This window comes from Acidovorax sp. AC410, assembly GCF_979253235.1.
Window position 1 is genome coordinate 1,124,958 of record NZ_CEEDCG010000001.1, and the last position, 14,354, is coordinate 1,139,311.

Genomic DNA, 14,354 nt, shown 5'->3' on the forward strand with positions numbered 1-14,354 from the left:
AATTCTCCTGCCCTATCGGTCCTGAACCCTGCGGCTGTATTGCATCGCAGCGCGTTCATCGGTTTGTTTCTGTTCCATGCGGGCCTGGGCCTGTTCCAGTTCGCGCCGCCGCTGTTCGACCACCTTGCGCAGGCTGGCCAGGCGCCGCTCGGCCTCCATCAGGCTGCGCCGCGCGTTCTCGACCCGTGCGGCCTGGTCGCCCACCACGCTGGTCTGCAGGCCCGCCGCATGCCCCAGCCGGTCCATGAACTGGTAGTGGTGGTACATCACCTCGGGCTGCACCTGCGTATCGGCCTGCATGCCCCAGCGCTGCTCCGTCTCGCGCGCATAGTCCTGCAACTGGGTCAACTGCGCCTGGGCGGCCTGCTGCACGGCCAGGGCTTCCTGCAGCACGTGGCGTGCCTCGTCCCGCTTGCGCGAGGCGATCTCCACGGCGACGATGAGGGCACTGAGGACGGACATGGCGCAGCCTTCGGGTGCTTACTGGTCGAGCACGGACGCCATGGCGTTCACGCTCTGGTCCATGGTGGACGCCTCGAACATGTCCTGCTGCAGGAAGGCCGCCATCTGCGGCTGCAGGTGGATGGCTTCGTCCAGCGCGGGGTCGGAGCCGCTCATGTAGGCGCCCACCTGCACCAGGTCGCGGCTCTTCTGGTAGCGCGAGTACACGGCGCGAAAACGCCGTGCCACGTCGAAATGGCCGCGCGAGACCACGTTGTGCATCACGCGCGAGGCCGACTGCTCGATGTCGATGGCCGGGAAGTGCCCGGACTCGGCGAGCGAGCGCGACAGCACGATGTGCCCGTCCAGGATGGCGCGCGCAGCGTCGGCAATCGGGTCCTGCTGGTCGTCGCCCTCGGAGAGCACGGTATAGAAAGCGGTGATGGAGCCCACGCCATGCAGGCCGTTGCCGCTGCGCTCGACCAACGCGGGCAGCTTGGCAAAGCACGAAGGCGGGTAGCCCTTGGTGGCCGGCGGCTCGCCGATGGCCAGGGCGATCTCGCGCTGCGCCATGGCGTAGCGGGTGAGGGAGTCCATCAGCAGCAGCACGTGCTTGCCCTTGTCACGGAAATGCTCGGCCACTGCCGTGGCATAGGCCGCACCCTGCATGCGCAGCAGCGGGGGGGCATCGGCCGGCGCGGCCACCACGACCGAGCGGGCCCGGCCGTCCGCCCCCAGGATGTCTTCCACGAACTCCTTGACCTCGCGGCCCCGCTCGCCGATGAGCCCCACCACGATCACGTCGGCACGGGTGTAGCGGGCCATCATGCCCAGCAGCACGCTTTTCCCCACGCCCGAGCCGGCGAACAGGCCCAGGCGCTGGCCGCGCCCCACGGTCAGCAGCGCATTGATGGCGCGCACACCGGTGTCCAGCGGCAGGCGCACGGGGTCACGGTCCATGGCATTGATCTGGCGGCGGTCCATGGGCTCAGAGACCACGTCCTGCACCGGACCGCCATGGTCCAGGGGCAGGCCCTGCGGATCCACCACCCGCCCGAGCAGGCCGTCGCCCATGGGCAGGCGCAGCACGCCCGCTTTCGGGGACGGCCGGGAGGCTTCGCCCAGGCGCGGACTGGCCACGTAGGGCGCAGCGGGCACCACGCTGGCGCCGCTGGACAGGCCGTGGATGTCGCCCGCCGGCATCAAAAAGGCGCGGTCCGCCGAAAAGCCCACCACCTCGGCCAGCACCGGCGCATGCCCCGGCATCTGCACCATGCACTGCGAGCCCACGGGCACGCGGATGCCAGCCGCCTCCAGCACCAGGCCGGTCAGCCGGGTGAGGGTGCCGCGCGTTTCCAGCGGCGCACGGGTGCGCACGCGCTCGCGCGCATCGTCCATGAACTGCGTCCAGGCGGTGGCGGCGGGGGCGTCAACGCTCATCGCCGCTCTCCTGCCAGGGCGATTCCAGCCCCAGCGAAGCGATGGCACGCTCCCAGCGCTTGCCCACGCTGCCATCGACCACGGTGCCGCCCGACTCGACCAGGCAGCCACCTGCAGGCACGGCCGCATCGGCCACCCACTGGATGCCAGTGCCCATCTCGTCGCGCAGCGGCTGCTCCACGGCTCCCATGTCCGCAGGGTTCAGACGCACCAGGGCGGGACGCCCTTCTGCAACGAGCATGCCCACGGCCTCGCGGACCACGGGTTCGAGCACGTCGGGGCTGACCGACAGCTCCCGGCGCACGACTTCACGGGCAATGTCGCAGGCTAGCGCCAGCACGTCCTGGGCCATGCGCTGCTGCATGGCGGCCAGCGACGCCTGCATCGACTGCACCACGTTGGCAATGCTCTGCGACATTTCCAGCGCCTGGCCGGACACATAGTCGTCCATGCGCTGCTGCCATTCGAGCGCCGTGTCGGCCTGGCCCTGCGCCAGCCCCTGGGAAAAAGCCGCATCGCAGGCCTGCTGCACCAGCGCCAGTTGCGCGGCTTCCACCTCGGCCGGATCGGGCAGGGGTTCGGGCTCGGGCAATACCTCGGGTTCGGGGGGCTCCACCGGCTCGGAGCCGTCCACAGCACCGAACTTCCATTGCGTGACCACCCCCACCTCTTCGCTGGGGATGAAGCGCGAATAGGAGCGTTGGCTAGACGAAGGCATCGTCACCACCGGCGGAGATCACGATCTGGCCTTCATCGGAGAGGCGCCGGACCGTCTTGAGGATTTCCTTCTGCTGCGCCTCGACTTCGGACAGCCGCATCGGGCCGCGCGACTCGAGGTCGTCGCGCAGCGCCTCGGCGGCACGCGTGGACATGTTCGACAGGAATTTTTCGCGCAGCTCGGGCACCGCGCCCTTGAGGGCCACGATGAGCGTCTCGGAGGCCACTTCCTTGAGCACGGTCTGGATGGCCTTGTCGTCGAGCTTGAGCACGTCTTCGAAGACGAACATCTTGTCCATGATCTTCTGCGCCAGATCGGGGTCGTAGCCGCGGATGGACTCGATCACCACGCTGTCCATGTTGGAGCCCAGCAGGTTGATGATCTCAGCCGCCGCCTTGACGCCACCCAGCGAGCTCTTGCGGATCTTGTCGCCACCGGCCAGCACCTTGAACAGCACCTCGTTGAGGTCCTTGAGGGCCGTGGGCTGAATGCCTTCGAGCGTGGCCACGCGCAGCAGGATTTCACTGCGCTGGCGGTCGGTCAGGTGCATCAGGATGCCCGAAGCCTGCTCGCTGTCCAGGTGTACCAGGATGGCCGCGACGATCTGGGGATGTTCGTTGCGCAGCAGTTCGGCCACCGACAGGGGGTCCATCCACTTGAGGCTCTCGATGCCGGAGACGTCGCCGCCCTGCAGGATGCGGTCGATCAGCAGCGAGGCCTTGTCGTCCCCCAGGGCGCGCTTGAGCACGGCCCGCACGTAGTTGCCGGTGTCGGACACCAGCAGGCTCTGGGCCGCCGCGGCGTCGGCAAAGCGGTTGATGACGCTGTCCACCTTCTCGCGCGACACCGATTTCATGCGCGCGATGGTCTCGCCCAGCTTCTGAACCTCTTTGGGCGAGAGGTGCTTGAACACCTCGGCCGCCTCCTCCTCGCCGAGGGACATCAGCATGATGGCGGCGTCGTTGAGACCTTGTTCATCCATGGGCTATCCCAGCATGTGAAGAGGCGACGGGGTCAGGCATTTTCGCCGTTCACCCAGGATTTGAGAATATTGGCAACGGCCACAGGGTTTTCCTTGGCGAGGACGCGGGCCTCTTCCAGACGCACCTGCTCTGGCGTGGCCACCACATTCTCGTCCTTCTTGGAAGGGGGAGGCAACGCCGGACGGTCGGGCTCGTCGGCCTCCAGGGCATCGAGCTGTCCGCCCGCCACCGGAATGGCACGCGGTGCAGTGCCCTTGAGCGCCGGACGCACGACGCCCAGCAGCACCATGGCAGCGAACAGCAGGGCCCCTACCGGCCAGGCAAAGGTCTTGGCCACCTCGATGACCTCGGGCTGCTTCCACAGCGGCACATCGGTGGATGTGGCGGCTTCCACCTGGAACGGCGTGTTCATCAGGTTCACCGAATCACCGCGCTCGCTGTTGAAGCCGATGGTTTCACGCACCAGCGCCTTCATCTGCTCCAGTTGTTCGGGGGTGAGCGCCTTGGTGACGGTCTTGCCCTTTTCTTCGGCCGACTGGTAGTTGACCACCACGGCGGCATTCAGGCGCTTGATGGCCCAGTTGTTGCCACGGGTGACCCGCACGGTCTTGTCCACTTCGTAGTTGGTGGTGGACTCGCGCTTGGTCGAAGACTCCTCCGTGCCCTGCTGGGTGCCGGCCTGGGGTGCAGGATTGGCACCATTGATAGGGGCAGCCGAAGGTGCGGGCGGTTGGTTGGCAACGGCACCCGGCACACCGGTGGCCGTCTTCTGCGCCATGCCGGAGGTTTCCAGCATCTGCTGGCTGCGCACGGTCTTGGCGTCGGGGGTCTGGTTGGGACGGAACTGCTCGGACGTGGACTCGGTGCGGCTGAAGTCCAGCTCGGCGGAGACCTGGGCCTTGACGTTGTTGCGGCCGACCACGGGCTCCAGGATCTCCTGGATGCGGCGGGTGAGCTGCTGCTCGATCTGCTGCACATAGAGCAGTTGCTGCGCATCGACCGCATTGGCCGAATTGCCGTCGGGCGACTGCGAGAGCAGCTTGCCCGTGTCGTCGAGCACGCTGACGGCCGAGGGGGCCAGTTCAGGAACGCTGGAGGCCACCAGGTGGACGATGCCGGCGAGCTGGGCACGGTCCAGGATGCGGCCGGGATGCAGGCTGATCAGCACCGACGCCGAGGGCTTTTGCTGTTCGCGGAAAAAGCCGTTCTGGTTCGGCAACGCCAGATGCACGCGGGCGCTCTGCACCGAGGACAGGGCCTGGATGGAACGGGTCAGTTCACCCTCCAGGCCGCGCTGGAAGTTCAGCCGCTCCTGGAACTGGGTCATGCCGAAGCGGTTGGTCTCCATCAACTCGAAGCCGGTCACGGAGCCGCGGGGCAGGCCCTGGGTGGCCAGGCGCAGGCGCACGTCATGCACCTTTTCGGAGGGAATCAGGATCGCACCGCCGCCTTCGGCGTACTTGTAGGGCACGTTCATCGTGGTCAACTGCGCCACGATGGCTCCGCCGTCCTTGTCGTTCAGGTTGGCAAACAGGACGCGGTAGTCGGGCTGGCGGCCCAGCACGATGGCTGCGACCGCGATGGCCACCAGCAGCGCCAACCCCACACCCAGGCGCATGCGCTGGGCCCGGTCGAGGCTGGTCAACCGCTGCAGCCAGTTGGGACTGGGGCTGGCAGCGGGAGGTGCGAGCGGAGCGAGTGGGACTTCGGCAACTGCGGACATCGTGCTTTCCAATTGGTGGGGCCCGGCAACGGACCTTGGCGTGGGTTCGATTATTTGGCTCAAGTACCTGCCATGTTCTGCCGATAAGGCGCGCCTTTGGCCATCTATTCCCCATGATGCTCCTCGGGTGCCTGGCTACTATCACAGCATCCCCCTTCCCTCAATGGATACCGCCATGGACCTCCGCATCCCCAGCTCCACCACCCCCATGACGGGTGCCGGCATGGCGCGCCGCGCGGCCATGCCGCAGGCCGAGGGCAACGACGTGGGCTTCTCGGGCGCACTCAAGGGAGCCCTGCAGTCCGTGAGCGCGGCGCAGAACAAGTCGTCCGACCTGCAAAAGGAAGTCCAGCTGGAAAACCCCTCGGTCAGCCTGGAAGAGACCATGGTGGCGATCCAGAAGGCCCAGATCGGCTTCCAGGCCACGCTGCATGTGCGCAACCGCATGGTGCAGGCCTATACCGACATCATGAACATGCAGGTGTGAAGACCCCCTGAGGCGCTGCGCGCCTTCCCCCTGGAAGGGGGACACCCCCAGTGCGGCGGGGCGGCCCTTGCACGGGGGCGCTGGCTTGGGCCGCGCCAGTTTCATGCGCCATGAGCGTAGCGTGCAGCGCCGCAGAGAGCCGCTCAAAGCCCGCCTGCGTCCTCCCATTGGCCACTAATTTGCATTCAATTCCACGACCCAAACAGAATTCGCCGCATCAATAAAGGCATTTGGTCCGTTCAGTGGCATCTTCCGTCAAGCGCCTTTGAAGAGCCCTGCGGGCAGCAAAAAGCCACCGGCCGTCTTGCGACGTGCGGTGGCTTTTTTCCTTCCCAGCAGGAAGCAGGACCGTGGATGGAGGGGCCGCTCGGCAGCCCCCTCCTTCTTCATGCCCTGTTCAGTGCATCATCTGCGGCTGGCCTTCGAACAGGTGCTCGAACTGGGCCAGCCAAGGCTCGGCCAGGCAGCGGATCTGGGCATCGTTGCGCAAGATGCGCTGCATGATGCGCGTCTTTTCGCGGCGGTGCTCGGGCAGGAGTTCATGCTCCTGGGACTTGAAGCGCAGTTGCTCGATCAGCACGGCGCAGGCGCCCTCGTAACGCACCACGCCATCCCAATCCTTGAGCTTGGCGGCCTCCAGCATCTTGGCGCTGCTGTCTTCAATGGCTTTGTAGTAATCAATCAGCATGTGGGACATGGTTCATGCCTCCACCAGCACAGGCTGGCCCGAAGCGGTGGCGTCAGCGGGAGTGGCTGCACCGTTGTTGTTTTTCTTGATCTCGTTCCAGCCGAGCGCGACCGGCTCGATCAGGCGCATGACTTCCTGCATCATGGCGTCGTCATTGCGGGCATTGGCAAGGATCAGGCGGCGGATGCAATAGTCGTACAGGGCACCCAGGTTCTCCGCCAATTCACCCCCATCGACCTTGTCCAGGGCTGTGCTCAGCCCCTCTTCGATGATGCGCACCGCCTTGGAGATGGCATTGCATTTGCCAACGATGTCACCGCGCGCCATGGCGCCGCGTGCGGTGGCGATGGCACCCAGCACACCTTCATACAGCAGACTGACCAGTTGGTGCTGGTCGATCGTGTGCATGCTGGTTTCCACATTGATGCGCTGGTAGGCGTTGGCTGCACGGGGATTGTGGGCGCTGAACATGGGGTGGTCCTTACGGTGTGATGCTTTATTTATCGGCTCGTGCCCACAAAACTAAAGGCCTTCCGTCAGGTCGACTTGTTCCAGGCAGTCACCTGTTGCGCGATGTAGGCGTTCAAGCCATTGAGCGAAGCCATCTGCTTGTCCAGCGCGTTGTAGCGCGCGGTGATGCGCTTCTCGAACGCGTCCACCTTGTCATTCACCGAGGCCTGGTCCTTGGCATTGCGCTTGAGCGACAGCTGCAGCGTATCGTCCTTGGACTTGAAGAAACCGTCGGAGGACAACAGGTTGGTGGTGACCGCCTTGATCTTCACGGCAATGCCCTCTGCAGAGCCGCCGCCCGTGTTGCGGAACAGGTTCTTCAGATCGTCCGGGTTCTCCGTCAAGGCCTTGTTGAACTTGGTGGAGTCCAGCGCAAGGTCACCACCCAATTGCTGGGTCAGGCCGACGTCGGCCAGGCGCTTGAAAACACCTCCTCCCGTGGTGACCGACTGCAGGGCATTGCGCAGGGTATTTTGCAAGGCGATGGCCGTCGAGTCCCCTTGCAGCAACCCGGCCGAATTGGTCTTCGCGTCGTACTTGGTGGCGTCCTGCATCAACTGGTTGATGGCGTTGTAGGCCTTGACGAATTCGTCGACATTGGCCTTGACACCCGCCGTGTCCTTGCCCACCGTGATGTCGATGGGTGCGGTCGTGATCTGCTCGGCCTTGAAGGTCACACCCGAGATCGTGGTAGCGAAGGTATTCGTGGCGGACGACACCGCGATACCGTTGACCGTGGCCTTGGCGTTGAGCCCGGCCTGCGTCGTCGTGCTGCCTGCCACCAGGCGCGACAGGCCCGAGGCATCGGTATTGCCGGCGCTGGCGATATCGGTATCGCCCCCTTCCATGACGCTCAGGCGGAACCCGAACTCCTCGCCCGTGCTCTTGCTGCGCAGCAGCAAGCGCTCACCGGACGCGTCGGACAGAATCGAGGCGGTCACCCCGGCCGTGCTTCCATTGATCTTGCTGGCCACATCCGTCAGCTTGTCACTGGCACTGATGGAGATATCCACAGGCTGGCCGCTGCCGGGCGTGAAGGAGGCGGGCGCCACGCTCCACTTGCCGAGCTCCAGGCGCAAGGTGCCGGCACCGAGGGCACCGCCCACCGGCAGGAGCGCGGCCGACGCAGTGGCCTGCGCCTTGGCCAGGCCCTGCACTTCCACGCTGAAGGTGGTGGGCAGGGTGCCCCCGATCGCGGTGGCCGACACGAATTTGGAATCCGAGGAGGTCGTCGTGACCCCGTTCCAGCCGGTCACGCTCGTGAGCTTGCCGGCCGCATCGGCCAGCGTGGAGACCAGCGACTTGATCTGGCCGTAGGCGGAAATCTTGGTATTGACCGTGGCCGCCTGCAACTTCAGCGTATCGAGGGGCCGTTTTTCCAGCGTGACCAACTGGGAAATGATGCTCTTGACATCAAGTCCATTGGTACCGACCCCTGGTGATGAAATGGTTGCCATACAAACCTCCTGAACTGGCCAAAGGAAATTATGGAGCCATTCAAGCGCCAGTAACGTCCTTATTCACACCAGGAAACCTGCCAATTCCAGCGCTCCTGGTACGCGCTGTTTCCAGAAGCCCTCTGAACCTGTGCTTGCGGTCGGCACAGAGGGCCCCAAGGTGAAAAGGCGGCGACAGGGAAACTGTCGCCGCCGATGCACCAGAGCCTTCTCAGGCCCTGCCAGCCATTGTGCGCTTAACGCAGCAGGGCCAGCACACCTTGTGGCAACTGGTTGGCCTGGGCCACCATGGCCGTACCAGCCTGCTGCAGGATCTGCGAGCGCGACAGGTTGGCGGTTTCTGCCGCGAAGTCGGCGTCCAGAATGCGCGAGCGGGAAGAAGACAGGTTCTCCGACGTCACTTGCAGGTTGGCAATCGAGGTTTCAAAGCGCGACTGCAAGGCACCGAGCTTGGCGCGTTCACCGTTGATGTAGGCCAGGCCAGAGTCCACGGTCTTGAGGGCTTCGGTCGCCTTCTTGAAGGTGGTCACGTCCAGGTTGGCGACTTCCTGCAGATCGGAGGCCGAATTGGCGGGGGTCGCCGTGCTGAATGCGTTGGTCGTGGTAGCCACCGTCGAGAAGGACTTGTCGGAGTCCAGCACGACATAGCCGCTGACCGTCGAGGCGTCCGCACCGGAGGCTGCCGCCAGGGTGTCGACAGCGCCAATGGCCGTGCCATCTGCCTGCAGCTTCTGGATATTCACCGCACCCGCGTTCGCGCCGGAAGTGGCACTCTTGGCAAGGCCGACGTCCTGGCCCGTAGCGCTGGTCAGGATCACGCCATCGTTCGTGGCGTTCAGGGAAGCCGTGATACCCGTCTTGGAAGCCTGCTCATTGATGGCGGACACCGCGTTCGACAGGCCATCGGCCGTGTTGAGCGCCGTCACGTTGAAGGAGACGGACTGGCCCAGGGCAGGCGAGGTGGGTGCATTGTCACCGCGCAGCTCGAAGGTGTAGGCACCGACGGACGTGAAGGACAGTTGCACTTCGGTGCGTGCCGAGGCGGTGACACCGGTGTTCGCCGTCTGCAGGTTGATGTTGTCAGCCATCGCCTTGGCCGTGTCGTTGGCGGCGATGGTGATGTTCTTGGAGCCCAGGGCACCGTTCACGGCCAGCGTACCGCCGGTCACGCCGTTGGAGCCCCAGCTGGTGGCGCTGGCGCCGCTGCCGGCACCGTTGGCCGAGGTGTTCTGGTTGTTGCCGTAGACGCTGGTGCGCAGGTTGGCCGTGGCGGCGACGATGGTCTGGTTGGCATTGGCACCGACCTGGAACTGCTGCGTACCAAACGAGCCATTGAGCAGCTTGGCGCCGTTGAACTCGGTGGTTTGCGAGATACGGTCCAATTCACTGACCAGTTGACCCACTTCCTGTTGCAGGGCCTGGCGGTCGCCGGCGCTGTTGGATGCGTTGGCCGACTGCACGGCCAGTTCACGTACACGCTGCAGGATGTCGCCGGAAGCCTTCAAGGCGCCTTCAGCCGTTTGCGCCAGGGAGATGCCGTCGTTCGCGTTGCGAACAGCCTGGTTCAGGCCGCGGATCTGGCTGGTGAAGCGTTCGGAAATGGCCAGGCCGGCAGCGTCGTCCTTCGCGCTGTTGATGCGCAGGCCCGACGACAGGCGCTGGATGGAGGTATTGAGCGAGGTCTGGCTCATGCCCAGGTTGCGCTGGGCCGTCAAGGAGGCGACGTTGGTGTTGATGGTGGATGCCATGGCAAATCTCCTGAAAAGAACTGACTGAAATGGCGTTGCCGCCAACCTGGTGCCAGGCAAGGCACCCGGCTATACGGTCCACAGTGCCGACATGGCCTTCTGGTGAACGGCGGAGAGCGCATTCGCCTTCCGTTGTGAGTCTTTTCGACGCCGGCTGGGGAAACTTTAGGCCCAAAAGTGCAAGTTGGCAGGCTTTTCCGCTCTTTATCGGGCCAACGCCAGGGGAGCTCCCTGGCCACAATTCCTCATCGTTCCCGTATCGCCTGCCGGACGGTGGTAGTCCCCCTCAGGCACAAATGTCCACTCAAGCCTCAAGGAGCATTCCATGGCAGCCACGATCAACACCAACGTCGCTTCGTTGACGGCCCAGCGCAACCTGGGCATGAGTCAAACCTCGCTGAACACCTCCATCCAGCGCCTGTCGTCGGGGCTGCGCATCAACAGCGCCAAGGACGACGCCGCTGGCCTGGCAATTTCCGAACGCTTCACCAGCCAGATCCGCGGCCTGAACCAGGCGGCACGCAATGCCAACGACGGCATCTCCCTGGCACAGGTCACGGAAGGCGCCATGAAGGCCGCGGGGACATTCTGCAGCGCGTTCGTGAACTGGCCGTGCAATCGGCCAACGCCTCCAACAGCCCCAGTGACCGCCAGGCCCTGAACCAGGAAGTGGGCCAGCTGGTCGCTGAACTGGACCGGATTTCCCAGACGACCGAGTTCAACGGCGCCAAATTGCTCAACGGCACATTTGGTACGCAGCAGTTCCAGGTCGGTGCCAATGCCAACCAGACCATTGTCGCTGCCACGGCCAACCTGCGCACCAGTGTTTACGGCAACAACCAGAACACCTCGGCCAACGGTGCCGGCAGCGGCGCCAGCGCCACCAGTTGGGGCTCCAACGGCGTGACCGGCGGTACGCTGGCCGTGAACGGGGCCCTGGGCTCCCGCAACATCACCATCAACGCCAACGACACGTCCAAGGCGATGGCCGACAACATCAACCTGCAGACTGCGAACACGGGTGTCACCGCCTCGGCACGCACCGAGGTGGACCTGTCCTTCACCTCCGTGGGCTCTTACACCTTCGAGCTGCGCTCGGAAAACACGCCCACCGCCCCGGCGCTCGGACAGTCCGTCTCGTTCAATATTTCCGCGATCAACACCTCGGATGGCCTGTCCAACGCCATTTCCGCGATCAATGAACAATCCGCCAAGACAGGGGTCACCGCGTCGCTCAACTCGACGAGCACCGGGATTGTGCTGACGAATGCCACGGGCCAGGACATCGGTATCTACAAGGGTGCCACCTCCGGCGCCAATGCCGGGGCCGTCAACATCCAGAAGCTCCAGTCGAATGGCACCGCCGCTGGCGCGGTGGATACCCTGGCTGCCGCATCCGGTGCAGACAGTTCCACGGTCAGTGGGTATGTGGTGCTGGACTCGGAGAAGTCCTTCTCCACCAATGCCACCACCACCAATGCGTTCGACACGGCCACGCCGGCCAACAGCGCCTCGGATCTGCAGGAAGTGGCCAACCTAGACGTGACCACCTTCAAGAAGGCGACCGAAGCCCTCAAGACCGTGGACTCCGCGCTGGCCTACATCAACGGCGAACGCGCCAAGCTGGGCGCCCTGCAGGCCCGCTTCGAAACGGCGATCTCGGCCTTGAACATCACGTCCGAGAACCTGTCGGCATCGCGCTCCCGCATCCTGGATGCCGATTTCGCGGCGGAAACCGCCAACCTGTCGCGCTCGCAGATCCTGCAGCAGGCCGGCACGGCCATGGTGGCACAGGCCAACCAGATTCCACAGGGCGTGCTCAAGCTGCTGCAGTAATCGACGGGCGAGGCCATGGCGACGCTCTTCGCCTCCTCCCGTAGAAATGGCAGTTAGACTGCGCGAGCCGCAAGGTCAAGAAGGACTCATGGTGCAAGGCAGAAACTACGGCAGGAACAAATCCCCTATCGACGGCCGCTTGAAAACGGCGCTCGAAAACCAGGATTGGGCATTGTTGACGCGCCTGTGCAAACAAAGCTTGCGCAAGGACTCCCGCGATCTTCCAGCCACCCGCCTGCTGGGCTACTCGCTCGAATGCCAGGGCAAGCTCGAGGAATCGATCGAGGTGTACCGCCGCGGCGCCCAGATGTGGCCCGACGATGCCGAGTTGCTGATCAACTATGGCAATGGACTGCTCAACCAGGTGCGCAATGCGCAAGCGCTGCCCATTCTGGAGAAGGTCTGCGAACTGCGCCCCGACAAGGCCGTCTGCTGGCTGAAGCTGTCGCAGTGCTGCTACCTGATCACCATGCATGAGAAGGGCTTTCGGGCCGCCGAGAAGGCCGCCGAACTCGCGACGGACATCTACGAAAAATCGTCGGCGCTCACGCAAAAAGCCATTCATCGGCGTGAACTGGGCCAGGTGAAGCAGTCCGTGCAGGATTCCATCGATGCCATTGCGTTGACACCTACCGAGTTGTCCAACCACACCAACCGGCTTCTGTTCATGCTGGCGGACCCGGATTCGGACGCCTCCAGTCTGGCCCTTGCCGCCCGAGAATACGCCGCCGTATTCGAGCCCCCCCTGAAACCCGCCTGGCCTGTGTTTGCCGAACGCAACCGCGACCCCTGGCGGAAACTGCGTGTCGGCTTTCTGTCCCCGGATTTCCGCGTGCATTCGGTGATGTACTTCATGGAGGGCGTGCTGGCACAGCTCGACCGCCGCCAATGCGAGGTCTACGCCTTCTACCTCTTTCCCAAGGACGATTACGTCACCACGCGGGTGGAACGGCATGCGGACCATTTCATCCGACTGGGTGGGATGGATGCCTCAAGGCAGGCCGAAATCATCCAGGGCCACGAAATCGACATCCTGATCGACCTGGCCGGGCACACCGGCCACAACGGACTGATGGCCATGGCGCGCAAGCCGGCGCCCATACAGGCCACATGGATCGGTTTCCCGGGAACCACCGGGCTGTCCGCGGTCGATTACCTGATCACGGACGACATCACGGACCCACCGGGGGTGGACGGACAGTACAGCGAACGCCTGTACCGCCTGCCCACCCGGCTGTGCGTCTACCGGCCGATGAGCCGCAACCCCCTGTGGCGTTACCAGCCGATCTACCTGGTGCGCCCCAGCCCCGCGGTGGACAACGGTTATGTCACCTTCGGATCGTGCAACAACCTGGGAAAGATCACCGACAGCGTGCTGTCTACCTGGGCCGAGATCCTGCGCCGGGTTCCGGGGTCCAGGCTTCTCATCGAAGGCAAGAATTTCGACAACCCGGATTTCGCGCGCGAGTACCTGGAGCGCTGCAACCGGCTGGGCCTGGAAACGGACAGGCTGGAGCTGGTGGCACTGAACCCCAACAACCAGTACCTGACCTACCACCGCATCGACATCGCCCTCGATCCATTCCCCTTGAACGGGGGCACCACGTCCATGGACGTGCTCTGGATGGGCGTCCCTCTGGTGGCCCTGGCGGGAACCAGCTTCAAGAGCCGGCTCACGGCGGGAATTTTGCTGCACCTGGGAAGGCCGGAGTGGCTGGCGCAGACACCGCCGTCCTATGTCGACATTGCCGTCCACCTGGCCCAGGACATCACGGCGCTCAATGCAACGCGATTGAACCTGCGCAATGAACTGGAGGAATCCGTTCTCATGCGCGAAGACGTGTTCTGCAATGTGTTCGCCGAAGCCTTGCGCACCATGTGGCTGCAGTGGCTGGCGCAGCAGGAAATCCCCGGCGACACCGAAGCGCACCACGCGGCGCAAATAGAGGTCATGCAAGGCTACCTGGCCACCATGCCGTCGGAGTGGGCTACCGCCCCCGTGCCGGGGGTAGGGCTGGAGCCGGGGCATCGGGTGACCATCCACGAAGCCCATGAGCGCCTCGAATCCTCCCTGGCCAGGGCCCGGGAGGTTCCCACGGATGCGGTGACGGAAAGCGGCCAGTTGGAAAACAGGCGCTGGTACAACGTGACCGAGCTGGCAGAAACCGTGCTGTGCGCCGTTCCACACGACCCGGTCGCGCTCACCTGCCTGGCAGAAGTGGAACTGGCCCACGGACACACCGATTTCGCGATGACCTACCTGCGCTATGCAACGCAGGCCATGGCCACCAACAGCTAGCACGGGGCGACGGCGGCACCCGCC

At 64.4% G+C, this 14,354-nt stretch carries 11 protein-coding genes and 1 pseudogene; 3 read left to right on the forward strand and 9 right to left on the reverse strand.

What is annotated here, in order from left to right; translation table 11 throughout:
• Positions 1-12: 12 nt before the first annotated feature.
• The 5 genes from fliJ to fliF are packed head-to-tail and all read right to left on the reverse strand — an operon-like array spanning position 13 to position 5,305.
• A complete protein-coding gene (gene fliJ, locus AC0IZS_RS05160; RefSeq protein WP_471634661.1) occupies positions 13-462 on the reverse strand; it encodes a flagellar export protein FliJ in 450 nt (149 codons plus the stop codon).
• Between the two features lie 18 nt (positions 463-480).
• On the reverse strand, positions 481-1,839 hold the full coding sequence (gene fliI / locus AC0IZS_RS05165; RefSeq protein ID WP_471639465.1) for a flagellar protein export ATPase FliI: 1,359 nt from the start codon (positions 1,837-1,839) through the stop codon (positions 481-483).
• 31 nt (positions 1,840-1,870) lie between these two features.
• Positions 1,871-2,599, reverse strand: coding sequence for a FliH/SctL family protein (locus tag AC0IZS_RS05170; protein WP_471634662.1), 729 nt, complete (start codon positions 2,597-2,599; stop codon positions 1,871-1,873).
• The gene (gene fliG / locus AC0IZS_RS05175) at positions 2,586-3,581 is read right to left on the reverse strand and encodes a flagellar motor switch protein FliG (protein WP_322591435.1); all 996 of its coding nucleotides are present in this window, start codon (positions 3,579-3,581) and stop codon (positions 2,586-2,588) included. The genes AC0IZS_RS05170 and fliG overlap by 14 nt, the downstream gene beginning before the upstream one ends.
• Positions 3,582-3,613: 32 nt before the next feature.
• Positions 3,614-5,305, reverse strand: a complete 1,692-nt coding sequence (gene fliF / locus AC0IZS_RS05180; protein ID WP_471634663.1) for a flagellar basal-body MS-ring/collar protein FliF — start codon at positions 5,303-5,305, stop codon at positions 3,614-3,616.
• 175 nt (positions 5,306-5,480) lie between these two features.
• Here fliF and fliE point away from each other — a divergent pair, with 175 nt between their 5' ends.
• On the forward strand, positions 5,481-5,792 hold the full coding sequence (gene fliE / locus AC0IZS_RS05185; protein WP_007853768.1) for a flagellar hook-basal body complex protein FliE: 312 nt from the start codon (positions 5,481-5,483) through the stop codon (positions 5,790-5,792).
• Positions 5,793-6,189: 397 nt separating this feature from the next.
• On the opposite strand, the gene AC0IZS_RS05190 is transcribed toward fliE, so the two are convergent.
• The 4 genes from AC0IZS_RS05190 to AC0IZS_RS05205 form a co-directional block, all read right to left on the reverse strand.
• Positions 6,190-6,489: a flagellar protein FliT gene (locus AC0IZS_RS05190; RefSeq protein ID WP_007860919.1), complete on the reverse strand. Its 300-nt coding sequence runs from the start codon at positions 6,487-6,489 to the stop codon at positions 6,190-6,192.
• Between the two features lie 3 nt (positions 6,490-6,492).
• Positions 6,493-6,951, reverse strand: a complete 459-nt coding sequence (fliS, locus tag AC0IZS_RS05195; protein WP_471634664.1) for a flagellar export chaperone FliS — start codon at positions 6,949-6,951, stop codon at positions 6,493-6,495.
• A 65-nt stretch (positions 6,952-7,016) separates the two neighbouring features.
• Positions 7,017-8,447, reverse strand: coding sequence for a flagellar filament capping protein FliD (fliD, locus tag AC0IZS_RS05200; protein WP_471634665.1), 1,431 nt, complete (start codon positions 8,445-8,447; stop codon positions 7,017-7,019).
• Between the two features lie 236 nt (positions 8,448-8,683).
• Entirely contained in the window at positions 8,684-10,195 is a 1,512-nt protein-coding gene (locus tag AC0IZS_RS05205; RefSeq protein WP_471634666.1) for a flagellin N-terminal helical domain-containing protein, read from the reverse strand.
• 325 nt (positions 10,196-10,520) lie between these two features.
• Between AC0IZS_RS05205 and AC0IZS_RS05210 the strand changes: the two are divergent.
• Positions 10,521-12,031, forward strand: a pseudogene (locus AC0IZS_RS05210) (flagellin N-terminal helical domain-containing protein).
• A 199-nt stretch (positions 12,032-12,230) separates the two neighbouring features.
• Positions 12,231-14,330 carry an O-linked N-acetylglucosamine transferase, SPINDLY family protein gene (locus AC0IZS_RS05215; RefSeq protein ID WP_471634667.1) on the forward strand — a complete coding sequence of 700 codons (2,100 nt, stop codon included), beginning with the start codon at positions 12,231-12,233 and terminating at the stop codon, positions 14,328-14,330.
• The last annotated feature ends 24 nt before the right edge of the window (positions 14,331-14,354 follow it).